General features: G+C 66.1%; 24 protein-coding genes. 6 read left to right on the top strand and 18 right to left on the bottom strand.

What is annotated here, in order from left to right:
* Positions 1 to 195: 195 nt before the first annotated feature.
* The 8 genes from RM96_RS35400 to gtdA form a co-directional block, all read right to left on the bottom strand.
* Positions 196 to 1,602: a DASS family sodium-coupled anion symporter gene (locus RM96_RS35400; RefSeq protein ID WP_338011449.1), complete on the bottom strand. Its 1,407-nt coding sequence runs from the start codon at positions 1,600 to 1,602 to the stop codon at positions 196 to 198.
* A 50-nt stretch (positions 1,603 to 1,652) separates the two neighbouring features.
* Positions 1,653 to 2,600 (bottom strand): lactate/malate family dehydrogenase, encoded by a 948-nt coding sequence (locus tag RM96_RS35395; RefSeq protein ID WP_039016414.1) that lies wholly within the window; start codon positions 2,598 to 2,600, stop codon positions 1,653 to 1,655.
* Positions 2,601 to 2,945: 345 nt separating this feature from the next.
* Entirely contained in the window at positions 2,946 to 3,728 is a 783-nt protein-coding gene (locus RM96_RS35390; protein WP_039016413.1) for a crotonase/enoyl-CoA hydratase family protein, read from the bottom strand.
* A 95-nt stretch (positions 3,729 to 3,823) separates the two neighbouring features.
* Positions 3,824 to 5,167, bottom strand: coding sequence for an MFS transporter (locus tag RM96_RS35385; protein WP_039016412.1), 1,344 nt, complete (start codon positions 5,165 to 5,167; stop codon positions 3,824 to 3,826).
* Positions 5,168 to 5,281: 114 nt separating this feature from the next.
* Positions 5,282 to 6,496, bottom strand: a complete 1,215-nt coding sequence (locus RM96_RS35380) for a 3-hydroxybenzoate 6-monooxygenase (RefSeq protein ID WP_039016411.1) — start codon at positions 6,494 to 6,496, stop codon at positions 5,282 to 5,284.
* A gap of 27 nt (positions 6,497 to 6,523) precedes the next feature.
* Positions 6,524 to 7,165, bottom strand: a complete 642-nt coding sequence (gene maiA / locus RM96_RS35375; protein WP_039016410.1) for a maleylacetoacetate isomerase — start codon at positions 7,163 to 7,165, stop codon at positions 6,524 to 6,526.
* A gap of 24 nt (positions 7,166 to 7,189) precedes the next feature.
* Positions 7,190 to 7,888, bottom strand: coding sequence for a fumarylacetoacetate hydrolase family protein (locus tag RM96_RS35370; RefSeq protein ID WP_039016409.1), 699 nt, complete (start codon positions 7,886 to 7,888; stop codon positions 7,190 to 7,192).
* Positions 7,889 to 7,984: 96 nt separating this feature from the next.
* Positions 7,985 to 9,031, bottom strand: a complete 1,047-nt coding sequence (gtdA, locus tag RM96_RS35365) for a gentisate 1,2-dioxygenase (protein ID WP_039016408.1) — start codon at positions 9,029 to 9,031, stop codon at positions 7,985 to 7,987.
* A gap of 134 nt (positions 9,032 to 9,165) precedes the next feature.
* Here gtdA and RM96_RS35360 point away from each other — a divergent pair, with 134 nt between their 5' ends.
* Positions 9,166 to 10,104 carry a LysR family transcriptional regulator gene (locus tag RM96_RS35360; RefSeq protein WP_039016407.1) on the top strand — a complete coding sequence of 313 codons (939 nt, stop codon included), beginning with the start codon at positions 9,166 to 9,168 and terminating at the stop codon, positions 10,102 to 10,104.
* Between the two features lie 6 nt (positions 10,105 to 10,110).
* On the opposite strand, the gene RM96_RS35355 is transcribed toward RM96_RS35360, so the two are convergent.
* From RM96_RS35355 to RM96_RS35345, 3 genes are all read right to left on the bottom strand, one after another.
* Positions 10,111 to 11,223 (bottom strand): porin, encoded by a 1,113-nt coding sequence (locus RM96_RS35355; protein ID WP_039016406.1) that lies wholly within the window; start codon positions 11,221 to 11,223, stop codon positions 10,111 to 10,113.
* Positions 11,224 to 11,434: 211 nt separating this feature from the next.
* Positions 11,435 to 12,790, bottom strand: a complete 1,356-nt coding sequence (locus tag RM96_RS35350; RefSeq protein ID WP_039016405.1) for a serine hydrolase domain-containing protein — start codon at positions 12,788 to 12,790, stop codon at positions 11,435 to 11,437.
* Positions 12,791 to 13,058: 268 nt separating this feature from the next.
* Positions 13,059 to 14,585 (bottom strand): cation:proton antiporter, encoded by a 1,527-nt coding sequence (locus tag RM96_RS35345; RefSeq protein ID WP_238587516.1) that lies wholly within the window; start codon positions 14,583 to 14,585, stop codon positions 13,059 to 13,061.
* 111 nt (positions 14,586 to 14,696) lie between these two features.
* Between RM96_RS35345 and RM96_RS35340 the strand changes: the two genes are divergently transcribed.
* From RM96_RS35340 to RM96_RS35330, 3 genes are all read left to right on the top strand, one after another.
* Positions 14,697 to 14,879 carry a YjfB family protein gene (locus RM96_RS35340; protein WP_039016404.1) on the top strand — a complete coding sequence of 61 codons (183 nt, stop codon included), beginning with the start codon at positions 14,697 to 14,699 and terminating at the stop codon, positions 14,877 to 14,879.
* A 180-nt stretch (positions 14,880 to 15,059) separates the two neighbouring features.
* Positions 15,060 to 15,230 (top strand): hypothetical protein, encoded by a 171-nt coding sequence (locus RM96_RS39665; RefSeq protein ID WP_039016403.1) that lies wholly within the window; start codon positions 15,060 to 15,062, stop codon positions 15,228 to 15,230.
* Between the two features lie 103 nt (positions 15,231 to 15,333).
* Complete coding sequence (locus RM96_RS35330; protein ID WP_039016402.1) at positions 15,334 to 16,239, top strand: YihY/virulence factor BrkB family protein; 906 nt, start codon at positions 15,334 to 15,336, stop codon at positions 16,237 to 16,239.
* Positions 16,240 to 16,262: 23 nt separating this feature from the next.
* On the opposite strand, the gene RM96_RS35325 is transcribed toward RM96_RS35330, so the two are convergent.
* On the bottom strand, positions 16,263 to 17,225 hold the full coding sequence (locus RM96_RS35325) for a LysR family transcriptional regulator (RefSeq protein ID WP_039016401.1): 963 nt from the start codon (positions 17,223 to 17,225) through the stop codon (positions 16,263 to 16,265).
* A gap of 103 nt (positions 17,226 to 17,328) precedes the next feature.
* Here RM96_RS35325 and RM96_RS35320 point away from each other — a divergent pair, with 103 nt between their 5' ends.
* Positions 17,329 to 18,498, top strand: a complete 1,170-nt coding sequence (locus RM96_RS35320; RefSeq protein ID WP_039016400.1) for a M20 aminoacylase family protein — start codon at positions 17,329 to 17,331, stop codon at positions 18,496 to 18,498.
* Positions 18,499 to 18,532: 34 nt separating this feature from the next.
* Positions 18,533 to 19,855, top strand: coding sequence for an MFS transporter (locus RM96_RS35315; protein ID WP_039016399.1), 1,323 nt, complete (start codon positions 18,533 to 18,535; stop codon positions 19,853 to 19,855).
* Between the two features lie 86 nt (positions 19,856 to 19,941).
* Here RM96_RS35315 and RM96_RS35310 read toward each other — a convergent pair whose 3' ends face one another.
* From RM96_RS35310 to RM96_RS35285, 6 genes are all read right to left on the bottom strand, one after another.
* Positions 19,942 to 20,721 (bottom strand): SDR family NAD(P)-dependent oxidoreductase, encoded by a 780-nt coding sequence (locus RM96_RS35310; protein ID WP_052279925.1) that lies wholly within the window; start codon positions 20,719 to 20,721, stop codon positions 19,942 to 19,944.
* Between the two features lie 33 nt (positions 20,722 to 20,754).
* Positions 20,755 to 21,831, bottom strand: coding sequence for a phosphotransferase (locus RM96_RS35305; protein ID WP_039016397.1), 1,077 nt, complete (start codon positions 21,829 to 21,831; stop codon positions 20,755 to 20,757).
* A 13-nt stretch (positions 21,832 to 21,844) separates the two neighbouring features.
* Positions 21,845 to 22,516, bottom strand: a complete 672-nt coding sequence (locus RM96_RS35300) for a hypothetical protein (RefSeq protein WP_039016396.1) — start codon at positions 22,514 to 22,516, stop codon at positions 21,845 to 21,847.
* 37 nt (positions 22,517 to 22,553) lie between these two features.
* Positions 22,554 to 23,213, bottom strand: coding sequence for a c-type cytochrome (locus RM96_RS35295; protein ID WP_039016395.1), 660 nt, complete (start codon positions 23,211 to 23,213; stop codon positions 22,554 to 22,556).
* 9 nt (positions 23,214 to 23,222) lie between these two features.
* The gene (locus RM96_RS35290) at positions 23,223 to 24,629 is read right to left on the bottom strand and encodes a flavin monoamine oxidase family protein (protein WP_443112297.1); all 1,407 of its coding nucleotides are present in this window, start codon (positions 24,627 to 24,629) and stop codon (positions 23,223 to 23,225) included.
* Positions 24,630 to 24,713: 84 nt separating this feature from the next.
* Complete coding sequence (locus RM96_RS35285) at positions 24,714 to 24,983, bottom strand: hypothetical protein (RefSeq protein ID WP_238587515.1); 270 nt, start codon at positions 24,981 to 24,983, stop codon at positions 24,714 to 24,716.
* Between the last annotated feature and the right edge of the window lie 160 nt (positions 24,984 to 25,143).

Raw genomic sequence — 25,143 nt, 5'->3', positions numbered from 1 at the left:
GTTGCCCACGATGCCGGCAAAGTATGGCGTGCCAGGTACTATCCGCGACGACGAGGCGATACCCAGCGCAAAGCGACCTCTCGACCGATTGTGAGCCCTCTTCTCTCTGCACTCCGCTGCCGTCTCAAACATGCCCGAGGAACTGCCACCAAAGCGGGCCGACGACCAGCCAGACAACCATGTAGATGAGGCTCATCAGAAAGCCAGCCTTCCACCATTCCCCCTGGGTGAATAGCCGGCGCCGAACATGACCGGACCGGAGCCGATGCCGTATTGGGTCAGGCAACCGTTGATATTGCTCAGGATGCCGAGCGCGACCGCTGCGGTGAATGGCGGGATGCCGGCAGCGACCATAAGGGCCATGGAGAGGGGGAAGAGAGCACTGATATGTGCCGTGGCGCTAGCGAAGAAGTAGTGGATGTAGCAGTAGATCGCCGCCACCATCATGTAGACGGCCAGCCTCGGGAAGCCCTCCAGGTGTGCCCCGAACTCCTGGCCGAACCAGGAAACCATGCCGTATTCATTGAGTTTGGAGGCCATCATGATCAGCAGGCCGATCCAGATCATGGTGTCCCAGGCGGATTTCTCGTCCAGGGCATCCTGCCAGGTCAGCACGCCAGTGATGAACAGCAACGAGACGCCGAGGGCCGCCGCCAGCGTCGCTCCGATGTCCAGATCCTCACCGAAAATCCATAGCACCAGCAAGCCAAGGAAGATTACCGCCATGATGATCTCCTTGGCGGAGATCGGACCCATGGCAGCCAGCTCTCTCTGTGCCAGGGCCGTCGCATCGGGTGTTTGGCGAATCCGCGGCGGGGCAATCCACAGCATGGCTATTGGAATGATGGCCAGACACAGCAAACCGGGGACAGATGCTGCCACCGCCCAGTCGAGCCAACTGATTGAGACGCCTTGGTCTGCGGCAAGCTTGACCGCAAGGGGATTACCCGCCATCGCCGTGATGAACATGCCCGCGGTGATGATGTTCGCGTGGAAGGCGCAGAGGATCAGATAGCCGCCCACCTTGCCGCGGGATTCCGGGTCATTGGCATGGCTGCCGAGCACTTCCGCGATCGATCGGGTAATCGGCAGCATCACCCCACCGGCGCGGGCGGTGATGCTCGGCATGGCGGGCGAGATAAGGAGTTCGGTCATGGCCAGTCCATAACCCAGTCCCAGGGTTCGCTTACCCAACAGCCGCATGAACAGGAGTGCGATGCGGCGCCCCAGGCCGGTCTTGATCACGCCTCGGGAGATGAAGAAGGCGAGCATCACCAGCCAGACGAGGTCCGTGCCGGTGGATTTGGTGACATCGGCAAAGGACACGACGCCAACGAACACGCCCACCGTCGCGCCGATAATGGCTACCGCCGCCATCGGCAGCGGAGCGGTCATGATGCCGGCAATGGTGGCGACGAACACGGCGAACATGTGCCACGCCTTCGGCTCGAGACCGGCCGGCGCCGGCAGGAACCAGAGGACGATGCCGATGCCCACCGGGACGAGAAATTTCCAGAGATTCCTGAGATGCCCTACCGGCGGCGCCGATTTCATCGCCGTTGGGCTTGTGGGCGGCGGAGCCTTAGCGGGTGATACATCCATGATTAACTCCTGGCGGCGGCGTTGTTCGGTTCGGAGCGTGCGCAATGTCCCTACCGGTTCTGGAGCACGCTGTCGGTTGCCTCCTTGACGATGCGCGCGCTGCGCCGGAGGGCCTCGCGCTCGGTGGGGTTGAGTTCCGGATAAGCCAGCAACTGCGCTCCGCCGCCATTGACCACCATCGGCAGCGACAAACATACCTCTGGTACGCCTTCGACCTCGGCATGCACGATGCCGACTGTGAGAATGAGGTCAGTGTTGTGCACGATGGCCTGGCAAATTCGCCCGATCGCACTGGCGATCCCATAGTGGGTGGCGCCCTTGCCTTCCTTGATGAGCTTGGCAGCCTCGTGCACGGAGCGCAGGATCAGATCGCGGCTGGCAGGCCCCAGCTCCTTGCCGCTCCTGACCAGGAACGTTTCGAGGGGCATGCCGGAGACCGTCGCGCCGGCCCAGTCGATCACCGCGGATTCGCCGTGTTCGCCGAGAACGTAGGCGTGAATCCCGGGCGCCACCACGCCCAGCCGCTCGGAGAGAAGCGATCGCAGTCGCCCGGTGTCGAGGGCGGTGCCGGTGCTGATGACGCGCTCCCGCGCGCAGCGCAGGCGGTCAAAAACGACCCCGGCCAACACATCGCAGGGGTTGGCCGCGATGACGTAGATCGCATCCGGAGCCAATGGTGCAGTGCGATCCACCACCTCCATCGCGATGCCCGCATTGGTTTTGGCCAGGTCCAGACGAGTCTGCCCTGGCTTCACACCGACGCCGGCGGTGATCACGATGATGTCCGCGTCGCGCGCGTTCTCGTAATCGGCGGCATAGAAGCGGTTGTGTCCCCAGAATGCTGCAGCGTGGGCGAGGTCCAGCGCCTGCCCTTCGGCCCGCACTCGCGCGACATCGATGATGACGAACTCTGCACTCGGAATGGACACGGCCGCAAACAGGGCCGCCGACCCGCCTACCAGCCCTGCCCCGACGATGACGATCTTGGGTTGCCGCATAGCATGCCTCCCCCGTGCCTGGATATTCGAATAGCTGAACCAGGCGCCAGTCCGTGCGCGAACCAATTGAAAGGCAGAGCGAAACCCGCGCGGGCAGGCGGATAACCCTCCGTTTGCTATGGTTTATATGACCTTTTCGGCAGAAGTGCCAGTGTGGCGCCGCGACACGGCAGAGTGCGGCATACGAGGCCCGTCCTGGTGCCTGGACCAAACAGGACGTTGCCGCGCGATTCGGCCTGCCGCGGGGCAGCCTGTCGAGTACTATCCCTTGATGAAACGCGAGGTTTGGTCCTACCGGCGCTACGGGATCTCCTCTGCCGGAATATGGATAGAGAGGACAGTTCCCTAGCTCGCGGGATTGCCATGCCGCCCGGCGCCGCCGACAAAGCGGGCCGCTCCGGCAACGCCTTCCTCGAACACCACCGGCACGCCATGCGCCCCCTCCGCCCGCAGCGCCTCCGCGAGCGGCAGATCCCACTGGCCATAGGCCGATGCGCGATCGGTGAGCATGCAGCGCTGCGGAAAGGCAGCGATATCGCGCGCCAGCGCCTCAGCCGCCTCGCGTGCGTGGCCGGGCTCCACCACGCGATTGGCAAGCCCCATTGCCAGCGCCTCTTCGGCGCCGACCGCACGCCCGGTCAGGATCATGTCGAGCGCGCGGCCTATGCCGACCAGCCGCGGCAGCCGCACGGTGCCGCCATCGATCAGCGGCACGCCCCAGCGACGGCAGAACACGCCGAACACCGCGTCGCGCTCGGCCACGCGCAGGTCGGCCAGCAACGCCAGCTCCAGCCCGCCGGCTACCGCGCAGCCGCTGACGGCGGCGATCAGTGGCTTGGACAAGGCCATGCGCGTGGGCCCCATCGGGCCAGTGCCCCCGCCTTGAGGATCAAGTTCATGGCGGCGGGCAGGGTCGCTCACGGCGGCGAGGTCTGCGCCGCCGCAGAAATGGCCGCCCTCGCCCCACAGCACCGCGACACGTAGCGCACTGTCTGCTTCGAACCGCTCGAACGCGTCGCGTAGCGCGGCGGCCATGGGGCCGTCGACGGCATTACGTTTGTCGGGGCGGTCCAGGATGATGGTGCAGACCGGGCCGTCGGTCTCGGTGCGGATGGCGGGGCTGGACATGTGGGGGTCTCCTGTAGGGACGGCCGCCGTTCGGGCAGCCGTCTGTTTCCCTGAAAGATACCCCACGGCTCCTGCAACGGAACGCCGCCGCGCGCTTATTCGACCGCCAGCTTCCCCACCACCGGCGCCCGCCGCACCATCCCGAGCGAGAACATCGACACACCGGCAATCACCGCGGGCACGCCGATCAGCGCAAACAATGCCGGCATGCCCAGCCCCATCGACAGCATGGTCGCACCGCCCACCGAGCCGATCACCGAGCCCATGCGGCCAACGGCATTGGCCCAGCTGACGCCGGTGGCGCGGCAGTCGGTCGGGTAGAAGCTGGCGGACAATGCATTGCCTCCCACCTGCGAGCCGGAGATGCAGAATCCCGCGAAGAACACCGCGACGCCGGCAGCCACCGGATCGGACGCAAAGCTGCCCACCGCCGCGATGCAGAGCCCGGCCAGCGTGTAGCTGGCGGTCAGCACGTAGTGCGGATTGATACGGTCCATCAGCCAGCCCAGCGCGATGGCGCCCACCGTGCCGCCGACCTGGAACATCGTGGTCACCAGCGCGGCGGTGCGCATCGACTGGCCTGTGCTGCGCAGCAGCGTGGGCAGCCAGCTCGAGAGCAGGTAGATCACCAGCAGGCTCATGAAGAAGGTGAGCCAGAACAACAGCGTGCCGCGCAACAGCTCCGGCCTGAACAGGTGCCGCACCGGCGAGCCCGTAGCGCGCTGTTCCGACACCACGAAGGTCGCATCGCGCAGGTCAGCCTGCGGCGCGATACGCTGCAGCGTGGCGGCAATGCGCTCGCGCCCCTTGCCCGCCATCACCAGGTAGCGCACGGACTCCGGCAGCAGCGACGCCAGCAGCACGGCGAGTCCCAGCGGCAGCACGCCACCCACCACCAGCACCGAGCGCCAGCCGAACGCATCGATCAGCGCGGCCGAGGCCAGTCCGCCGAAGGCCGAGCCGAGCGTGAAGCCGCAGAACATGGTGGTCACGAGGAACGAGCGCCGCTTGTCCGGGCAGAACTCGGAGGTCAGCGTGATTGCGTTCGGCATAGCGCCGCCCAGGCCCAGCCCGGTCAGGAAGCGCAACGCGATCAGCGTCATCAGGTCGCCCGACCAGGCCGAGGCCAGGCTGGCAGCGCCGAAGAACAGCACCGACAGCACCAGCACGCTCTTGCGGCCGAAGCGGTCGGCCAGCGGGCCGAACAGGAAGGCGCCAGCCATCAGGCCGCCAAGGCCCGCGCCGAACAACGGCGCGAGCTGCGCTGGTGTCAGATGCCACTCGCCACGGATGGCGGGCGCGATAAAGCCGATGGCCGCGGTATCGAAGCCATCCACCGCCACGATCAGGAAGCACAGCACGACGATCGTCACCTGGAAGGCCGACAGCGGGTGGCGGTCGATAAACGCGGTGACGTTGAGGGGTTGGCTGGCAGGCATGGGTTGTCTCCTCCTTGTTGCCAGTGTTTCAGGGCGAGTCACGGCCGGCGGCTTCCGTGGCCGCCAGTTCGCTATCGGGATTTGCTGCGAGGGAACGAAGCCGTGGTCAGTGCTTCATAGCCACGGCGTGGGACTCAGGCATTTCTCCGCGCGCCAGCCATGCAGCCATTGCAGTGCGTCGTAGAACTGCGTCTGCGTGCGGCCGGTCCACAGGCTGTTGCGCACCAGGCGGTCCACACCTTTGGCGTGGTAGACCCGGCCCATGTCGCGCGCGGCGTAGAGCACGCGTGCGGTGCGGGGAATACGAGCCTGCTCATACAGCTTGAATGCCGCTTCGAAATCGCCGCCTGCAGCCTCAACCGCGGCGCCCAGCGTGACGGCATCTTCGAGCGCCTGGCAGGCGCCCTGCGCCACGTACTGCGTCATCGGATGGGCGGCATCGCCAAGGATGGTGGCGCGGCCGAAGCTCCAGCGCTCTACCGGGTCACGGTCGGCGGTAGCCCAGCGCTTCCACGAGGTCGGCCGGTCCAGCATCTGGTGCGGCAGCGGATGGATGCCTTCGAAGTACGACAGCACTTCTTCCTTGCTGCCGTCGCGCACACCCCAGGTCTCGGCTTCGCGGCTGTGGAACGTCACCACCAGGTTGTATTGCTGGCCGCCGCGCAGCGGATAGTGGACCAGGTGGCAATGCGGGCCGGCCCAGACCACCGGGGCGTTGACCTGCAAGTCTTCCGGCATGTTGGCCACGTCCACCACGGCGCGGTAGACCACATGGCCGGTCACGCGCGGCTCATCGCCGATCAGCGCCTGGCGGATGGCGGACTTGACACCGTCGCAGCCGATCACGGCATCGCCGCGGTGGTGCTCGCCATGCTGGTCGATCACCGTGACGCCCTGCTCGTCCTGCATCAGCTGTTCGACACGCGTGCTGGTGCGGAACGTGATCAGCGGATGGTCCTGCACGGCCTCGAGGATCGACAGATGGATGTCGGCGCGATGGATCACGGCATACGGATTGCCGAAGCGCTCGCGGTAAGCCTTGCCCACGTCGACTTCGGCGATGGTGCTGGCGTCGATCGCATCGCGCAGGCTGAGGTAGTCGGTAAAGACGGCACGGCTGCGCGCGGCCTCGCCGACGCCCAGTGCGTCCAGCGCGGCAAATGCGTTGGCGGCCAGCTGGATGCCTGCACCGATCTCGCCGATCTGCTCGGCCTGCTCCAGCAGTTCGATGCGGATGCCCTGGCGTGCCAGCGCCAGCGCCGCCGCCAGCCCGCCGATACCGCCGCCGATGATAAGGACCTTGCCGGTCGTGTTGGTTGTGCTGCTCATCGTTGTCTCCTGGCCTCGGTCGTGCCGTCAGGCCGTGTAATCGGGTTGGCGCGCCGGCGCCGCCTGGGCGAAGGCCGGATGGCTGCTGGCGTGTGCATAGACCGCCATCGCGCGCTCGTACCGGCCCAGGTCGCAACCCGTGCGCAGCGCATTGGCCACCTGCGGCACCAGCGTGACATCCGCCAGCGTGGGCGCATCGCCGAAGCACCAGTTGCCGTGCCCGTGCAGGGCCAGCAGGCGTTCCACGCCGGCCATGCCTTCGTCGATCCAGTGGCGGTACCACGCGTCTTTCTGCTCGGGCGTGACCTTCAGCACATCCTGCAGGTAGCGCAGCACGCGCAGGTTGTTGACCGGATGGATGTCGCAGCCGATCAGCGTCGACAGTTCCAGCACCCGCGCGCGCTGCACGGGGTCTTGCGGGATCAGGCGCGGTTCGGGATGACGGGCATCCAGGTAGTCCATGATCGCGAATGACTGGCCCAGGCTGAAGTTGCCGTCCACCAGCGCGGGCACGGCGGCCGACGGGTTGATGCTGTCGACGTACTCGGTCTCGTGGTGCTGCCCGGTACGGATATTGACCGGCAGGTAGTCGTACGGCAGGCCCTTGAGGGCCAGCGCGATGCGCACGCGGTAGGACGTCGAGCTGTTGAAGAAACTATAGAGCTGCATGATCGGAAATGCCTGTGGAGTGCTTCAGATCACGCGAACCGTCAGTTCGCCCAGGCCATCCACGCCGGTGACCATGGTGTCGCCGGCCTTGACCGCGCCCACGCCTTCGGGCGTGCCGGTGAAGATCACATCGCCCGGTTCCAGGCGGAAGAACTGCGACAGGTAGGCCACCGTCTCGGCCACCGACCAGATCAGGTGCGATACATCGCTGCGCTGCTTCGTCTCACCGTTGACGGTGAGCCAGATACCAGCTTGCTGCGGATGGCCGATTTCGCTGGCGCGGTGGATGGGGGCAACCGGCGCCGAGGCATCGAAGGCCTTGCCGATTTCCCACGGACGGCCCATTTCGCGCATCTTCATCTGCAGGTCGCGGCGCGTCATATCGAGGCCCACGGCGTAGCCCCACACGTGCTCGAGTGCCTGCTCCACGCCGATGTCCGAGCCGGCCTTGCCGATCACGGCCACCAGTTCGGCCTCGTAGTGGTAGTTCTGCGTCTGCGCGGGGTAAGGCAGTTCCAGCGTCTGGCCGGCCTGCACCGGCACGATGGCGTCGGCCGGCTTGCAGAAGAAGAACGGCGGCTCGCGGTCAGGATCGAAGCCCATCTCGCGGGCATGGGCGGCGTAGTTGCGGCCCACGCAGTAGACGCGGCGCACGGCAAACTGGTCGTCGCTGCCGGCAACGGGAATGGCAACGGTGGCGGGGGGCGTGAAAACGTAGGGCATGGTCGGTACTTTCAGGACAAAACGGGTGAACGGGGGCCGCGGCGGTGCCCGCAGGCACCCCGCATTCGGTTTCAGGTCAGTGGTTCGGAGCGGTTGTCAGGTGCGCGCTTCGCGCAGCAGGTTCAGGGCGGACAGCACGGGCCGGTCGGAATAGCTGAACAGCACGGCGTCTTCCAGCGCACCCAGCTGCACCGGCGCCCACGACGGGGCGACGAACACATCGCGTGGCTCGAACTGGAACTGCGCATCGCCGATGCGCACCGTGCCGCGGCCTTCCACCACGCTGTAGACGGTGGCATCGGTGCTGCGGTAGGTCTTGCCCTGGAAGCCCGCGGGCAGGTACTGCATGAAGGTGGCGATGGTGGGCATCGGCCAGCCGCCCGTGGCCGGGTTGACGTAGCGCAGCTTCACGCCGTCCCACGCATCGAGCTCGCCGTTGCGGTAGAGCTGGTCCAGCGCCTCGCGCGAGCGTTCGTACGGGTAGCTGAAGATCGGCGAGGTGGGGTCGGTCACGCGATGCCTCACCGGCACCATGTTGTGCCCGAAACGCGCAAAGCTGTCGCCCTCGGCGCGGGTGACCGGCTGCTGGGCTTCCGGGTAGTTCTCGGCAAAGCCGGCGTCGAACTGCTGCACGAGCGGGATATCCAGGCCGTCCAGCCACACCACCGGCTCGCCGCCGTCTTCGACGGTCGGGTTGCCGTGGTCATGCCAGGTCCACGACGGCGTGATGATGAAGTCGCCCGGATGCATGGTGGTGCGCTCGCCGTTCACGGCGGTCCAGGCGCCCTTGCCTTCCACGATAAAGCGCAGCGCCGACTGCGTATGGCGGTGGCTCGGCGCCACCTCGCCCGGCAGGATCAGCTGCAGGCCGGCGTACAGCGTGGACGTGATGCTCGACTTGCCCGGGATGCCGGGGTTCTCCAGCACCAGCACGCGGCGCACGGCTTCCTCGGCACTGATGACATTGCCGGCCTGCATGACCAGCGGGCGAATCTGTTCGTACTTCCAGATGGCCGGGACGATCTGCGGGCGCGGCTGCGGCGGCACCAGCGCATGCAGCGACTCCCACAGCGGGGTCATATGGCTGCGGCCGATGCGTTCGTAGTAGGCCACACGGGCCGGATCAGGGGTGTGATCGGACATGCTGTCTCCGTTACTTTTTTTGCGGGCGCTTTCTTTGCAGGTGCACTGCTTTGTTGTCGTTATACGCGCCGCGCTATAAGATTTGAAATGAACTTTTCATCTTATCGATACGATATTTCATATAGGTAGTCATCATGGACTGGACCCAGAGACTCCGGCTGCGCAACCTGCAGATGCTGCTCAGCCTGGCCGAGACCGGCAATATGAGCCAGTCGGCCGCGATGCTGAACACGACCCAGCCGGGCCTTTCCAAATGGCTGAAGGACCTCGAGGACGACATCGGCCTGCCGCTGTTCGAACGGCAGGCGCGCGGGCTGCGGCCGACGCCTTACGGCGAATCGCTGATCGAGCATGCCCGCCGGATCGAGGCGCAGCTCGACGCAGCGCGCGACGACCTGCAGGCCATGCGCGACGGCGGCAGCGGGCTGGTGGTGGTGGGGACTTCGGGGGCATCGGCGGCGGATACGGTCCCGCTGGCCGCGCTGCAGCTGCTGCAGCAGGTGCCGCGCGCCAGCGTGCGGCTGGTGGAGACCACCATGGACCGCCTGATGAGCCAGCTCGCGCGCAGCGAACTCGATATCGTGGTGGGCCGCTCCGCGCCCGAGCTGCAGGATGCGCACATGCGCACTGAATCGCTCTACATGGAGCCGATCCATTTCGTCGCACGGCCGCGCCATCCGCTGCTGCTGCGCGACACCATCGGCTGGGACGACATGTACCAGTACCGCTGGGTGGTCTGGCCGCGCGGCACGCCGATCCGCAACGCCCTGGAAGGGGCGCTCGCCAGCGCCGAGCGTGCCCTGCCCGCCGATTGCGTGGAGAGCAATTCCACCGTGCTGAACCTCACGCTGTTCAACAACAGCGACATGATCGGACTGGCCTCGCACCGCACGGCACGCCGGCTGGAAGAGCTCGGCGCGCTGCGCATCGTGCCGCTGCGGCTGGCGGGGTTCGGCTCGGTATCGATGTACTGGCGCGAAGACGGACTATCGCGCATGGCGGTGACGACGATGCTGGAATGCCTGCGGCGGGCGGCCGGTGCGCCGCAGGCGTCGGCCGCATTCCAGCTGTAGGGTCGGTCAGAACCGGTGCCGCATCCCCACTGCCACCGCGGTCATGCTCTGCTGCCCGCTACCGGGGAAATACCCGTTGGCGAAGCTCACGGCGGAGGTGTCGAAGTTGATCCCGGCATGCCGGACATAGGCCGTGGTCAGGTAGATATCGGTGCGCTTCGACAGGCTGTAGTCCGCGATCAGGCTGACCTGCCAGGGGTTCTTCACATTGGTACCGTTGAGCGACTTCACGTCGTCGTAGTAGTACGCGAGCGTGAGATCCAGCGCTTGCATGGCGCGGTAGTTGATGCCGGCCCAATAGTAGTCGTCACGGACGATGGTCGAGCCGCTGGACGATTTGTTCATTCCCCAGCGATAGCCGCCCATCAGCTTGACCGGACCCGCGCTGTAGCTGGCCGCCAGCCCGGCCTTCCTGAAGTTGCCCGTGTCGCCGCCCGGTGTCAGCGTGGGATCGTAGCGATTGAATGCCAGCGCCACGCCAAAGCCGCCCGCGAAGTAGTTGAGCCCGGCGCCATAGCCGGAATCGCGGCGCGACTGCCCCGGATTCTCGCCCGCGCCGAACACGCCGTTGCCGAATGACCAGTTTGCCGTGGCTGTCAGTCCGCCGAACGTGCCCGTGTACTTGACGGTGTTGTCCGAGCGGAAATCCAGGCCGAGCTGGGCGGCAATCGGCTCGTACTGCGTCGAATAGCCACTGGGCGAGAAGTTCGAGAACGCATCGAAGATTGCAGTGTATTGACGCCCGAACGTGAGCCGTCCGGCGCGCTCGCTAAGCAGTCCGACAAAGGCCTGCCGTCCAAACAGGCGTCCGGACTGTGTCTGCCTGCCGTCGTCCAGGCCGAAGCCGTTTTCCAGCACAAATACTGCCTTCAGGCCACCGTCCAGGTCCTCGGTGCCACGCAAACCCCAGCGCGAACCGGACAGTCCGCCTGAAGTCAGGCCCACGCGGCTGTGGGCAGGGCCGGGGAATCCGGCCTGGGTCGGCAGCACGGCCGACAGGTGGTTCACGTATTCGATATTGGCATCGGCCACACCATACAGCGTTACGGTGGCCTGCGCCCCGCCGGACAGCACGCCAAGCGCGGCTGACAGCCACAGTTTCTCGGTCTTCGTTCTCATTGTCTCCTGCCTGTGTCGTCGTTGTTCGTCATCGCCATGGCACGGTGGGCGCATGGCTGTGCCTGCATTCGAGGCGTCGGATCGGGATTGGTCGTGCGTGAACTCCTGCCGGCTCCTTTCGCATGCGAAGGCGTGCGTTTGACCATCCGCACGGCCTGCAGGCCTGCGGAGGGCTTGTGTCGGTAAGGAAAGCCGGCGCTGCCGGCGGGATTCAGCGGCTGGCTACGCGATGGATCGCCAGCGCGGCGGCCGCCATGGCCGCGGGTGTCTCGAGGACGCGCGACGGGTCGTCACGCTTGTGGATGCCAGCCGCGCTGGTCGGGCGCGCGGCATTGTCCGGGCTGGCCGAGAACTTGACCACGGTCAGGCCCAGGCGGGGATTGATGTAGATTTTCTGCCCGAAGCGCCCGCTTGCCTCGATGCTGCCGTCGCCGTCGTTGCGCTGGAACCAGTAGTTGCGATAGCCGTAGCCCTCGCGGCCCGGCGTCAGGTTGCCGCGCGCGAAGCGCGCCTGGTTGCTGGCTGGTTGCAGGGCGATGCGAACCACCGCGGGCGACATGCCGCCCGAGGCGTCTCCGGCAACTGCGCGGCGCACCGCTTCCGCAAAGCGCGCGGCGTCATGCAGCGTGGTGTTCAGGCCGCCGCTGGCCATTTCGGTACCCAGGCGGTCCACCTGTGCGTAGGCATCGTCCTCGGCAAAGCGGGACCACAACCGTTCAGTCACCAGCTGCGCCCAGCTCTTGCCCGTGATGCGGCGCAGTGCCCACGCCACCGCTTCTGGCGAACCGTTCTGGTAATACCAGACACCGGCATCCCCGGGACCGCCAGTCGCATGGACGACCTTGAGGAAGTCATAGATGTTGTCCGGCGCATCCGACTTGCGCGGCACGATCCCGACGGCGCCGAACAGGCCCAGATCCGGTGGCAGCGCCTCCGGATAGCCGACTGCCACCTCCATGTCCAGGTTCTGCTGCACGGTGGCCTCGCCGAACGGATTGCCGGCCAGTTCCGGCACGTACCGGGCCAGCCGGGCCTGCGGGTCGAGCTTGCCTTCTTCCACCAGCATTGCCGCCAGCAGCCCGGTCACCGACTTCGTCATCGATGCCCAGATATGCGGCTGTTCCGGGCCGAAGCCATTGAAGTAGCGCTCGTACACGACCTTGCCATCCTGCAGGACGATGAAGCCGTCGGTATGCGTGGCGCGGAGGTAATCGGCCAGCGTGACGGTGCTGCCGCCCACTGCGAACGTGGTGTCGTCCAAGGCCGCCACTTGCCGGACCGGCAGGGCCAATGGCTCCTTCGCATGCCGGATGCCCGCCGTGGGCGACAGCTCGCGTGTGTGGCGGAATGCCCAGCGCATATACGGCGGACGCAATCCGTTGCCACGGGTGACCTGCTGGTCGGGTGGCGGCGGAAAGCCCTGCATGACGGCGTCCGCCGCCCCTGGTCCCGTCTGGCCGGCGTCCTGCGCCAGCGCCACGCCAGCCGGCAGCACCAGCAATGCAGCGGCCAGCCAGGCGCGGCTGCGCCCGGAACCCATCCTGTGCGGCAACGAATACGCTCGCATGCGGTCTCCATTCCTCTTTTTTGGCGGCGCTACGCGCTGGCCGCCTGATGATGTGTCGGTGGTGCGCACCCGTTCAGGACAGGCCGCGGACGCCATATTGAACGACGCCCGTCATGACCACCATTGCGTGTCTGGCATAACGCGATAACTGGCGGGAATGTCTTAGAACCCATTTCATAATGAAGAAGGGGACCCTTCTTCATTATGAAATGGGTTCTTAAGGCCATCGTCGCTGCGCTGCGCCTGCGCCATCCTTACCGGGAGGAAATCAAGGTCGTCGAGGTGCCGTGAGCGTCGCGGCGGCCGGCGCCTTATCCGGATCCGGCGACTCATCCGCCGGCATCTGAATGCCGAGCCGCCGCATCAGCAGCCTGAGCGTCAACCCGTTGCAGACGAGGTTCAGCAGCACGAACGCCGTCGCGACCACTGCCGCAATATGCCGCGCGTCGGCCGGCAGCGCGTCGTTGCGCGCGACGCACAGCGCGAGCGTCAGCGTCACCGGCCCGCGCACGCCGCCCCATGCGATCAGCAGCCGGTGCTTGCGTGGCACCGGCTCGCACGCGCCCATCCGGCTCAGCAGCGGCAGACAGATCCCGATCGTGCCGAGCCGGCTCAACAGCGCGGCAATCACCACCAGGCACAGCACCAAGGCGTCCGCAGTGCGGAAGTCGCGCAGCATGGTCGGCACATGCAATGCCGCCAGAAGAAACACCGCGGAACCGGAGAACGCCGCAAGATGGCACCACAATTCGCGGAACATGACGGATTCCGCGGGCGTCTGCCGCGCGCGCAGCTGCCGCCCTGCCGCCAGGCCCGCGCACACCACCGCCACCACGCCGGACACGTGCAGCCAGTGCTCGGCGGCGGGATAGAGCAGGCTGGGCAAGGCAAGCGAAAGCGAAAACTCAGACAGTGCCGGACCGCGCAATACCCTCACCATGGCGGCAAGCAGAGAGCCGGCAAGCAGGCCGAATGCGGCGGCGCCGATCAGTGAAAGCAGGAGATCCCCCGCCGCGGAGCCAGTCAGCGATCGGGCCGCCGGCCCGCCCAGTGTGGCGATCAGGTGCGTGGTGATGGCAATCGCCGCCGCGTCGTTGAACAGGCTTTCCCCTTCGATCAGCCGGATCAGCCGCCTGGGCGCTCCGCCGTCCTGGAACAGGGCAATGACCGTGGACGGATCGGTCGTGCTGATGATCGCCCCGAGCAGGAAGCACACCGTCAGGCTTTGCCCGCTGGTCAGGTACGCGGCGCCACCGACAAAGGCAGTCGCGGTGAACACTGCGCCGATGGCGAGCACGAGGATCGGCGCAATATCGGCAAGCAGCTCGCTGGTGTCCACCTCCATCGCGGCCTGGAACAGCACTGGCGGCAGGAAGATCCAGAGATAGGCCTCGGGGGGCAGAGAGGGAGACAGGAACGGCGCGATCGTCTGCCCTGCCAGATCTGGCGCCACGCGCTGCAGAACCAGGTAGCCGACGCCAAGCAGCACGCCCATCGCGGTCAGGACAAGTGAATCCGGCACGCGCAGCCGTAGCGCGGCGGCGTGGCTGAATGCGATCAGCACCAGCAGGATGCCGATGCGTGTCATCAGCTCAACAGCAATTTCCAATCGGCCAGCTCCCGGATCCTGTTGACAGAAGGCGCCTGTGCTGGCCGGGCGGCCGCAACGGCAGGCGCAGCGTGTTTTTTTTGACCGGCCGGGCGCGGAAATATTGTGTCGGATCGCGCAACGGGGCTTTGCCCGCGGTGGCGCTATACACAAGTGCCGCGCCTGTGCTTTCGCTGGGGCATTCAAGAATCGGGGAATCCGGCCGTCATTGATGATGCAGGGAAGTCCGCGCGGGCTGGATTCGTCGCGCCTTCCCCGCGGCATTACCTTTCCCAATCTCGACCAGGAACAACCGCTATGGAAATATCCAACGTCAGCGCGGCAAGCAACCCGGGCACCGACCCGGTGTCCTTGCTGATGCTGCGCAAGTCGCTCGACCTGCAGGCCCAGGGCGTCGCCGCCCTGCTGCAGGCAGCACCGCAGGCAGGCGCGGCCAGCAATCCGCCGCATCTGGGCCAGAACATCGATATCAAGGTCTGAGTCCCGGCTTGCTCCTCTCCCGCTTCCGCGTGGGAGGAGCGGGAAACTGCCGCACCCGTCACCCGCCAGGTCAGAACAGACCTACGTCACGCTCCGCCATTGTCCGACCCCGCTTGCGCCGGTTCCCGCCTAGATTGAGTACAAGTCGCAGCATTCTGCTCCCCTCACAGGAGGTGCCTTATGTCGTTCGCGCTGTATCTGATAGGCGTGCTGTTGCTGGTCGGCGGTATCGCGTGGGGGCTCAGCACGGCAGGCCTGGCGCCGGTCTATATCGGCATCGCCTGCCTGATCGTGCTTGGCCTGGGCGTGATGGCAGCCGTGTCGCGTACGCGGTCCAAAGATCCCTCTTAGCGTCCCAACCGTCGCGCGGCCTGCGCCGCGCGAATGATCTGCGGCTTGCGCTGCGGCGTCCGAAGCACGATATTGCTGGGAGCACAGCTCACAGCACCCTGCCATGCAGATTCTCGACGCGCGCGTCCGCGACCTGCTTCACCACCCCGGCCCCTTTGCCTTGCGCACGCTGCGGCAGTTCCGCGCCAACCAGGGGCTGCTGCTGGCCGGCGCGGTGGCGTATTACGCGCTGCTGTCCATCGTGCCGCTGCTGATCCTGATGATGATTGCGCTGTCGCATGTCATCGATCCGGACCTGCTGCTGGCCACGCTTTCCCGCTACCTCGAATGGCTGGTGCCGGGGCAGTCGCGCGCGCTGGTCGGCGAGCTGGCCAGCTTCCTGCACAACCGCGGCACGATCGGCTGGGTGCTGCTGGTGACGATGATGTTTTTCAGCTCGCTCGCCTTCACCGTGCTGGAGAACGCCATGTCGGTGATCTTCGTGCACCGCGTGGCCATCCGGCGGCGCCACTTCCTGATTTCCGCGATACTGCCCTACTGCTATATCGTGGTGCTCAGCCTTGGCCTGCTGCTGGTGTCGGTGGTATCCGGCAGCCTGATGGCAATCGGCGAGCGCCATGTGGAAGTGCTCGGCCACGACTGGTCGCTCGGCCGGCTCTCCACCGGCCTCCTCTACGTGCTGGGGCTGGTGGGCGAGGTCCTGCTGCTGACTTCCATCTACCTGGTCATGCCGGTCGGCCGTCTTTCACTGCGCCACGCCTTCCTCGGCGCGGTAACGGCAGCCATCCTCTGGGAGATCTCGCGCCATGTGCTGGTGTGGTACTTCGCCACGCTGTCGCAGGTGAGCCGGGTCTACGGGTCGCTGACCACCGCCATCATCGTGCTGCTGAGCCTGGAGATTGCCGCGACCTTGCTGCTGCTGGGTGCGCAGGTCATAGCGGAGTTCGAGCGTAGCGGAGAGGAAGCGCAGGCGGCGAAGGCCTTGCCCTCACGGAGCTTCCATACCTGACTGCCGCGCCCGGCGGCATCGCGCTAGTAGCGCACGTCCAGCAGGTCGAACAGCTCGCGATCCTCGCGGGCGGCCGAACGGGCGCGGCGCCGGATGACCGCCTTCAGGCAATCGACAAAGCATTGCGCGGCACTCCCCTGCAGCGCGTTGCGGCGCGTGATGATGCCAAGGCCCGTGGTTTCGAACTGCTCGGCCAGCGGCAGGGCCGCCGACCAGCCACGCATGGCGCCGCTCAGCAGCAGCGGACGCGGGCAGTAGCTCAGCATGCCGGCATGGCGCACCATCTCCAGCAGCAGCGTGGTCGAGTGGGCGCAATGCAGCCGGCACGGCTCGATGCGCGCGCCATGCTGCCAGAACAGGTTCTGCATCAGCGCGGGGTAACTGGCCGAGGTGTAGTTGACCACCCAGTCCTGCTCCAGCAGCCGGTGCAGGGAAGTCTCTGTCGCGCACGGGTGCTCCCGGCTGGCGATCACGCAGGAACCGTAGGCCAGCAACGGTTCGCTGTCGAATTCCTGGTCCGACATGGCCGCCGTGAATGGCACCACGGCGAAATCGAGCAGGCCTTCGCGCAGGCGCGGCAGCGCCACCGCCGTCAGCCCTTCGAAGATTTCCAGCTGCACGCGCGGCATGCGCTCGCGAAAGCGCTGCAGGGTTTCAGACAGGAAGGTCAGCATGATCCACGGCGTCAGGGCTACCGACAGGCGCCCGGCCTGGCCTTCATCCTGGCCGCGCAGGTCCGCCAGCTCGGCGCCCGCGCGTTCGACCTGGTGCACGACCAGCCTGGCATGGGCAAGCAGCCGTTGCCCGGCCTCCGTGAAAGCGACGCCACGCGCAGTGCGATGAAGCAGCGATAACTGCACTTCGGATTCCAGTTCGCGCAAGGCCTTGGTGACGGCCGCCTGCGACAGCCCCAGCAGGCGGGCCGCGGCACGAATGCTGCCCGCGTCCGCGACGGCGGACAGGGCCTGGAGCTGATGGAGTTTCATGATGCGGCGGTGACAACCAGGGGTTGTCAGGATAACAAGATTGGGCCTCCCGCGGGCCACTGGCGCCTCCTATGATCCCGTCATCCCAACAGGAGACACAGTCATGCATCAGGACGCCGTCCTGCCCGGCATCCGGGCCATCGAAGACGAGATGGTGGCACTGCGCCACCGCATCCACGCCCATCCCGAACTCGGCTTCGAGGAATTCGCCACCAGCGACCTGGTGGCGGAATGCCTGCAGGCCTGGGGCTACAGCGTGCACCGCGGGCTTGGCCGCACCGGCGTAGTGGGCACGCTGCGCAATGGCGAGGGCCGCGCACTCGGCCTGCGGGCCGACATGGATGCCCTGCCCATCCGGGAAGCCACCGGCCTGCCATACGCCAGCCGCATCGAGGGCAAGATGCACGCCTGCGGGCACGACGGCCACACCGCCACGCTGCTGGCAGCGGCAAAGCATCTCGCCACGCACAAGCCCTTCCGCGGCACGCTGCACCTGATCTTCCAGCCTGCCGAAGAAGGCATGGGCGGCGCTCGCGAAATGCTCGAGGACGGCCTGTTCGACCTGTTCCCCTGCGATGCGGTGTTCGCCCTGCACAACATGCCCGGTCACCCGGTCGGCAAGTTCGGCTTCCTGCCCGGACCTTTCATGGCGTCTTCCGATACCGTCACGATCCGCGTGACCGGGCGCGGCGGCCACGGCGCGGTGCCACACAAGGCGATCGACCCGGTCGTGGCATGCGCGTCGATGGTGATGGCGCTGCAGAGCGTGGTGGCGCGCAATGTCAATCCGCTCGACATGGCCATTGTCACGGTCGGCTCGATCCAGTCAGGGCAAGCCCCCAATGTGATTCCGGAAAGCGCCGAGCTGCGCCTGTCGGTGCGCGCCCTGCGCGCCGAGGTGCGCGACCTGCTCCAGCAGCGCATCACCGCCCTGGCACACGCCCAGGCCGAGAGCTTCGGCGCACGCGCCGAGGTGGACTACAACCGCCGCTACCCGGTGCTGGTGAACCATTCTGCCGAAACCGAACTGGCGCGCGACGTGGCGCGAGAGTGGCTGGGCGAGGACGGCCTGATCGAGGACATGGTGCCGCTGACCGGCAGCGAGGACTTTGCCTTCCTGCTGGAACAGCGCCCCGGCTGCTACCTGATCATCGGCAACGGCGACGGAGAGGGGGGCTGCATGGTCCACAACCCCGGCTATGACTTCAATGACGCCTGCCTGCCGCTCGGGGCGACGTACTGGGTCAAGCTGGCGGAACGCTTTCTGGCCTGAGAAGCGCCAGCAGAAATATAAAAGGAGACACCGCATGACCCCGCAATCCATTGTCACCGCGCCCGGCGGCGCGCTCGCCCAGGACAGCCCCGTGGCACGCGCGGTGCCGAGGCGCGGTGCCATCGCCGCCATCACCATCGGCAACGGCCTGGAGTTCTACGACTTCACCGTCTACAGCTTCTTCGCCGTGCTGATCGGCAAGCTGTTCTTTCCGGTCGGCGGCGCACTCGCTCCGCTGATGCTGTCGCTCGCCACCTTTGGCGTGGGGTTCGTGGCCCGGCCGCTGGGCGGCGTCATGCTCGGCCTGTACGCTGACCGGGTCGGCCGCAAGCCGGCCATGACGCTGACGCTGCTGCTGATGGGTCTCGGCTCGGCGCTGTTCGTGGTGGCGCCCACCTACGCGCAGGCCGGCTGGATCGGGCCGGTGATGATCGTCCTGGCGCGGCTGGTGCAGGGCTTCGCCCTCGGCGGCGAGATGGGCGCATCGACCGCGCTGCTGATGGAATACGCCGATGACAATACGCGCGGCTACTACGGCAGCTGGCAGATGTTCAGCCAGGGGCTGAACGTGCTGCTGGGCTCGCTGGTGGGACTGGCGCTGACCAACCTGCTGCCGGCCGCGGCGCTGGAGAGCTGGGGCTGGCACGTGCCGTTCGTCATCGGCATCCTGGTGATTCCGGTGGGCATCTACATCCGGCGCCACCTTGACGAAACCGGCGGCAGCGCCGGACACGGCAGCGGCGAGCGTGCCGGGCTGGCCGAGCTGTTCACGCGCCATGGCCGCATGATCGTGGCGGGTGTGCTGATCACCATCGGCGGCACGGCGGCCACCTATATCGTCCTGCACTACATGACGAGCTACGCCGTCACGGTGCTGAAGATGCCGCTTTCGCTGGGCATGTGGTCCGGCTGCCTGGCGGCCACGGTGCAGGTGGCGCTGGCGGCCTGGGCCGGCCGCCTGTCCGACCGCGTCGGCCGGCGCCCGGTCATCCTGTGGTCGCGCATCGCCATGCTGGTGCTGATCTACCCGGCCTTCATGCTGATCAATGCCAGGCCCGGCCTGCCGACGCTGCTGGGCGCAGTGTCCGTGCTGGCCCTGACGCTGGTGATCAATGTGGTGCCCTCGGTCGTGATGCTCTCCGAGCTGTTCCCGCGTCGCATCCGGGCCACCGGCCTGTCGATTGTCTACTGCATCGGCGTGCTGGTATTCGGCGGCTTTGCGCAGTTCCTGGCGACGTGGCTGATTGGGGTGACCGGCAGCCCCAGTGCGCCGGCCCTGTATGTGATTGCCTGCGGACTGGTATCGCTGGTGGGGCTGGCGATGGTGCCGGAGACGGCGGGGCGGAAGCTGGACTGAGCCGGCCGGTCAGGTTCGGCCGTGTCGAGGTGATCGACGTTGTTCGGCGCCCCGTCCTGGCGCGCAGATGTGCAAGGGTTCTTTGCTCAGGCCAGCGTCAGGCCGCCGTCGGCGACCAGGGTCTGCCCGACCATGTAGGACGCCAGGGGAGAGGCCAGGAAGACGGCCGTTCCGGCTATCTCCTGTGGCAGGCCCATGCGGCCGAGGGGCACGCGGGAAAGGGCCGCATCGAGCCGCGCCGGCGAATTGGTTGTGACCTTGGTGAGCTTGGTGTCCACCAGCCCAGGGGCAATGCCGTTGACGCGGATTCCGTCAGGCGCCCAGGCTTCACCCAGAGTGCGGGTCAGCCCCACCACACCAGACTTGGATGCGGCGTAGGCCGGATTCCCCCGCACAGATCGGAAGCCAGCGATCGAACTCAGCGTGATCAGCGAACCGCGGCTCTCACGGAGCATCGGCTGGAATTTGAGCGCGCAGGCCATCGTGCTGGACAAATTCACGCGCAGCACCTGGTCGAAGGCAGCCATCTCGAACTCGGCTCGCTTGTACAGGATCGTGCCTTGCGCAAGGACCAGCACGTCAAGGCGTTCGAAGGCGGGTTGGGCGGCGTTGACGGCTGCCTGATCGGAGACATCCACCTGCGCGTAGTGCAGGCCGGAAAGATCGGAGCCTTCGTCGGCGCTGTAGTCGGAAGCCCGGGCACGCGTGCCCCAGGCATGAACCTGCGCACCGAGTTGCCGGAATGCCTGCGCGATGCCGTTGCCGATGCCGCTGGAGCCGCCCACGACAAGCACAGTCTTTCCTGTGAAATCAAGGGAGTCGGAGAAACTCGGCGGACCGAGAGTGGTGAGGGTTGAGTTCGTCATGCCGCAATGATGTTGAGAGGATTGTGGGCCGGGTCAGCGTGCCTGCTTTTGCAGGTACTTCCAGGCCAGCCCCGCCATTGGCCGGGCAAGCTTTCCCGCTTCGAGCGCCTGCGCCGATGACGCCGTGCCATCCGCCACACGCTTCATGATCCCCTGCAGAATGCCAGCGGTCCGGAACATGCTGAAAGCGAGGTAGAAATTCCAGTCGCCGGGAATCCTGCGTCCGGTGCGTCGTTCATAGGCACGGCGATACGCCGCCTCGTCCGGGATGCCGAGGCTTGCGGGGTCGATACCTGCCATGCCCCGGAGCGGGCCGGGTGCAACATGCCGGCTCATGCAGTGATTGCTGAAGTCCGCCATCGGATGCCCCAGCGTCGAGAGTTCCCAGTCGAGCAACGCGAGGACACGGGGTTCGGTTGGATGGAATATGAGGTTGTCGAGCCGGTAGTCACCATGCACGATGCAGACATGTTCCTCCGCTTCATGCGGAATATGGTCGGGCAACGATGCAATGAGCGCATCCATCGCCGGAATGGATTCTGTTTCGGAAAGCCTGTACTGCCTGCTCCATCGCTCGATCTGACGGGAAAAAAAGTTGCCCGGCTTGCCATAGTCGGCGAGGCCGATGGCCTTGTAGTCGACGCAGTGCAACGCCGCGATGACGCGATTCATCTCATCGTAGATTGCCTTGCGCTCATGGTTGCTCATGCCGGGCAGCGATGGATCCCAGAGCACCCGACCGTTGACGCATTCCATGATGTAGAAGGCACGGCCAATCACGGCCTCGTCCTCGCACATGGCAAGCATCCTCGCCACTGGCACCTCGGTATCGGCAAGCGCTGCCATCACGCGAAATTCTCGCTCGATCGCGTGCGCCGACGGCAACAGCTTTGCCCGCGGCCCCGGCTTGGCACGCATGACGTAGGCCTGGCGAGGCGTGACCAGCCTGAAGGTGGGATTGGACTGGCCGCCGTTGAACTGCTCGACGGTCAGCGGACCGGCAAAGCCCTCCACGTGCCGGGCCATCCACGCCTCCAGCGCGGCCGGGTCGAAGCCCGATGTTTCCGTCACCGGCCTGGTGCCGGTAAACGCCGAATAATCCTGGCTCATACGGTCGCCCTGCTCAGCGCAGCGCCGGCATGGGCGCCAGCGATCCCGCGCTCTTCTCCGCTCGCTCCAGCGCGCGATAGGCGTAATACAACTCGACGCACATGAAGGACCAGGTCAGGCAAGCGAGCGTAAAGAAGGTGAGGTGCTGCGCGTCATCGCCGGGAATCGTGTGGAAGTCGTAGATGCAGGCGATGGCCTGCGCGGTCAGCAGGACCACGAACACGCCGAATGCGTGCAGGCTCTCTCCGGCGCTCTGCAATTTCCAGGCGAACCAGGCCAGGTACAGCGAGAACGCCGACCACATCGCCACGTAGAAATACGGCTTGGGCTGCGCCACGGCGTCGACCGCCACCAGCACGATCGTCCCCGCGATCGCGCCGGCGAAGAACAAGACATCCATCAGGATGGACGGCTTGTAGCGATGCGTGACGGCCATCAGTCCCGCGAGGGCGATCACCGGGATGCCGAAGCCCCGTGAGAACGCGTCGCAGAAGTAAGAGATGCGATAGGAGAACTGCACGCCGCCCAGGGCAAAGAGCAGGAAATTCGACGCCGAGAAGGTCACGATCAGCCATTCGAAGCCAAGCAGATAGTTGCCCTTCCCGAGGAACTTCAGGCCGTAGATCGATGACGTCGTCACGAGGACGAACATGGCAAAACAGAGAAGATAAAGGTTGCGGTCCATCACGACTCCTAAGACTCGATTTGCAGGATTGGATTCATCACTCTTTGCGCGGCGCCAGGCTGGCGAGGTACGTCGCCATCGCCTTGCGGTCTTCCGCCGAGGCGGCCGTGGCAATGGCCTTCATCATGCCGCTCGGCTCGCTGCGCTTGCCGGCGGCAAACGCGTCGAACTGCGCCAGCAGATAGTCGTAGCCCTGGCCGGCGAGGCGGGGGAATGTGTCGTGGCCCGTCAGTCCGCTACCGTGACACGCGGCACAGCCGCCCGACGCCACCAACTGCTTGCCTTTCCCCAGCAATGCGGCTTCCGGCATGAAGTACCGGTTGGCGCCGGCCGGCTGCCTGGCGAAGTGTTCCGCCAGATGGCTGATCTCGGTCTCGCTCATCGTCATGGCCAACGGTGCCATGGTCGGATTGGCCCGCTCCCCGCTGGCGAACTTGTGAAGCTGGGCCGCCACGTACGGCGCCGGCTGGCCTGCGAGGCTCGGGTAGCCCTGATGGAGCGAGTTCCCCTTGACGCCGTGGCAGTGAACGCAAGCGTCGGTCACGTGTGGCCACGGGCCGCTGTCGGCATCGTAGGCTGCGGTCGAGGCCGAGATATAACGGTCAAGGCGATAGAACCCGAGAAGGTCGGGGCCGAACCAGGCGAGCAGTCCTGAGGCGACGAGCGCGACAGCGCCCAGCAATATCCGTTTCTTCATTTCCGCCTCCTAAACGCGACGCAGGGTATTGAGTACCTGGAGCGCGGCCTGGTGGCCGGAACGCACGGCGCCGTCCATATAGCCGGCCCAGATCTCGGCGGTCTCCGTCCCCGACCAGATCAGCTTTCCGCAGGACGGGCGCAGCGCCTCGCCGTGGGTGCTCCAGAAGCCTGGCGGAATGGCGGAGACGCAGGTGAGCGTCCAGGGGTCGGCGCGGCCCCAGTCGTGATCGTGGTATGACACCGGGGACAACGCTTCACTACCGAAAGCGCGTGCGTAGATTTCTGACAGGAACCGCCGAGCCGCCTGATGATCCGAGGGGACCTGCGCGTTCGAGATGAAGGCATTGATGACGCCGATCTCGCCCCCTGGCGGAGAGTTGTCGAAGGCCCAGATGATCGGCCCGTCGACCTGGAAGATATGTCCATTCAAGCCCTTGTCGCGCCAGAATGGCCGGGTATAGACCATCGCCGTCTTCCGCGCCGGCGAATGGGCGGGCCAGGCACGTTGCAGCGCGGCGCGCTTCTCCGGCAGCGGCGGATCGAACTGCACCTGATGGCACAGGGCCGGATGCATGGCAATGATGACCTGGCGGGCGCGCACCGCGCCCTGGTCCGTCTGCAGCGTGACAACCTCGCGGTCCCAGTTCGCAATCCGGCGGACCGGGCATGACAGGCGCACCTTTTTACCCAGTGCCTGCGCCATCCTGATGCTGAGCACTTGCGAGCCGCCGATGAATCGCGTCTCCTGGGCGCTGTGCTTGATGCTGTCGAGCTGCATGTAGTCGCAGGCCGCCGAGTTGATCATCGACAGGAAATGCAGCATCCCCATCTTGGCCGGCATCACGCCGCCGGAAAGCCCGATGCTCGCATTCCATCCGCTCCGATCCTCAGGCTTGACCTGTTGCCGGGCCAGCCAGTCACCGACCGACAGCTTGTCCAGCTCGGCCACCTTCGCAGACTTCCACGGCGAGCCCGCCGGCACGTTGCGCGACAGTTCACTGAGCCTGGCACCGATCGCCTCGTCGCTGCCGAAGGTGCCCTTCAGGTCGGCCTCCAGACGGCCGTCACCGCCGAGGACGACCGTGTTTCCCTTGTAGTAGGTTGGGAACGTGCCCACGTCGAGTTCGCGCGCCAGATCCGCCACGGCCGTCTGGCCGGGACCGATCCACTGCCCCCCGACTTCGGAAACGTGTCCGGAGCCCACCTCGTAGTTGAGCGTCCGCCCACCCACACGATTGCGCGCTTCCAGCACGACGAAGGACTCGCAGCCAGCCTGGCGCAAATCCCGCGCGGCGGTCAGGCCTGCCAGGCCTGCGCCAATAATGGCGATGTCGAGGACGTCCTCAGACTTGCCGGCCCTGGCCAGCCCCGGGCTCAAGCCGATGGTTCCCGCCGCCGTGGAGGCGCCGGCCATTTTTAGCCATTGCCTTCGCTGCCTGTTGATTGAAGTGCCAGAGGACGAAAACTTTCCCATGATGCTTTGCTGTCTCTTGTAGTCTTATTGCGGGTCCACCGCGAACCTGCGAACGCCCTTCCCGCCTCTCATGCTTCTGTGCCTGACAGCCCAGACGAGCCCGCGCAGCGCCTGCTGATCGGCCTGTTGCACGGCGGCAGTACACTGCTCCAGGACTTCCTGCTCCGGGAACAGCATGAGCTCGGCCGCGCTCCCCAGCACCAGCGCGATATCGAACGGCGAGCCCGTCGCGAGCGCGTGCCGCAAAAGGCTCGACAGGCGACGTTCGATGGCGGCACCGTCCGCGGCATCCATGCGAATGCTTGCCACCGACGCCCGGATCAAGTGGAGCAACTCACTGGAGTCAGGCTGTCGCCCCCAGGCGGCCGCGCCGGTCGCGCAGGAACATGAACTCATCACTGCTTCTCAATGCAAATGGCTGTCTTGTCTAGTGCGCGGCCGCCCGCTGCGACGG

The organism is Cupriavidus sp. IDO (genome assembly GCF_000812465.1).
Lineage (GTDB): Bacteria > Pseudomonadota > Gammaproteobacteria > Burkholderiales > Burkholderiaceae > Cupriavidus.
This window is presented reverse-complemented; position numbering and strand designations above follow the sequence as displayed.

Bases quoted from the DNA above. Each gene is read 5' to 3' on its own strand.
- RM96_RS35290 (WP_443112297.1), bottom strand. From the start codon at position 24,629: ATGGCCGGCGCCTCCACGGCGGCGGGAACCATCGGCTTGAGCCCGGGG.
- RM96_RS35285 (WP_238587515.1), bottom strand. From the start codon at position 24,983: ATGGATGCCGCGGACGGTGCCGCCATCGAACGTCGCCTGTCGAGCCTT.
- RM96_RS35320 (WP_039016400.1), top strand. From the start codon at position 17,329: ATGCATCAGGACGCCGTCCTGCCCGGCATCCGGGCCATCGAAGACGAG.
- RM96_RS35350 (WP_039016405.1), bottom strand. From the start codon at position 12,790: ATGCGAGCGTATTCGTTGCCGCACAGGATGGGTTCCGGGCGCAGCCGC.
- RM96_RS35330 (WP_039016402.1), top strand. From the start codon at position 15,334: ATGCAGATTCTCGACGCGCGCGTCCGCGACCTGCTTCACCACCCCGGC.
- gtdA (WP_039016408.1), bottom strand. From the start codon at position 9,031: ATGTCCGATCACACCCCTGATCCGGCCCGTGTGGCCTACTACGAACGC.
- RM96_RS39665 (WP_039016403.1), top strand. From the start codon at position 15,060: ATGTCGTTCGCGCTGTATCTGATAGGCGTGCTGTTGCTGGTCGGCGGT.
- RM96_RS35380 (WP_039016411.1), bottom strand. From the start codon at position 6,496: ATGAGCAGCACAACCAACACGACCGGCAAGGTCCTTATCATCGGCGGC.
- RM96_RS35310 (WP_052279925.1), bottom strand. From the start codon at position 20,721: ATGACGAACTCAACCCTCACCACTCTCGGTCCGCCGAGTTTCTCCGAC.
- RM96_RS35295 (WP_039016395.1), bottom strand. From the start codon at position 23,213: ATGAAGAAACGGATATTGCTGGGCGCTGTCGCGCTCGTCGCCTCAGGA.
- RM96_RS35325 (WP_039016401.1), bottom strand. From the start codon at position 17,225: ATGAAACTCCATCAGCTCCAGGCCCTGTCCGCCGTCGCGGACGCGGGC.
- RM96_RS35390 (WP_039016413.1), bottom strand. From the start codon at position 3,728: ATGTCCAGCCCCGCCATCCGCACCGAGACCGACGGCCCGGTCTGCACC.
- RM96_RS35360 (WP_039016407.1), top strand. From the start codon at position 9,166: ATGGACTGGACCCAGAGACTCCGGCTGCGCAACCTGCAGATGCTGCTC.
- RM96_RS35340 (WP_039016404.1), top strand. From the start codon at position 14,697: ATGGAAATATCCAACGTCAGCGCGGCAAGCAACCCGGGCACCGACCCG.
- RM96_RS35385 (WP_039016412.1), bottom strand. From the start codon at position 5,167: ATGCCTGCCAGCCAACCCCTCAACGTCACCGCGTTTATCGACCGCCAC.
- RM96_RS35300 (WP_039016396.1), bottom strand. From the start codon at position 22,516: ATGGACCGCAACCTTTATCTTCTCTGTTTTGCCATGTTCGTCCTCGTG.
- maiA (WP_039016410.1), bottom strand. From the start codon at position 7,165: ATGCAGCTCTATAGTTTCTTCAACAGCTCGACGTCCTACCGCGTGCGC.
- RM96_RS35305 (WP_039016397.1), bottom strand. From the start codon at position 21,831: ATGAGCCAGGATTATTCGGCGTTTACCGGCACCAGGCCGGTGACGGAA.
- RM96_RS35370 (WP_039016409.1), bottom strand. From the start codon at position 7,888: ATGCCCTACGTTTTCACGCCCCCCGCCACCGTTGCCATTCCCGTTGCC.
- RM96_RS35315 (WP_039016399.1), top strand. From the start codon at position 18,533: ATGACCCCGCAATCCATTGTCACCGCGCCCGGCGGCGCGCTCGCCCAG.
- RM96_RS35355 (WP_039016406.1), bottom strand. From the start codon at position 11,223: ATGAGAACGAAGACCGAGAAACTGTGGCTGTCAGCCGCGCTTGGCGTG.
- RM96_RS35400 (WP_338011449.1), bottom strand. From the start codon at position 1,602: ATGGATGTATCACCCGCTAAGGCTCCGCCGCCCACAAGCCCAACGGCG.
- RM96_RS35395 (WP_039016414.1), bottom strand. From the start codon at position 2,600: ATGCGGCAACCCAAGATCGTCATCGTCGGGGCAGGGCTGGTAGGCGGG.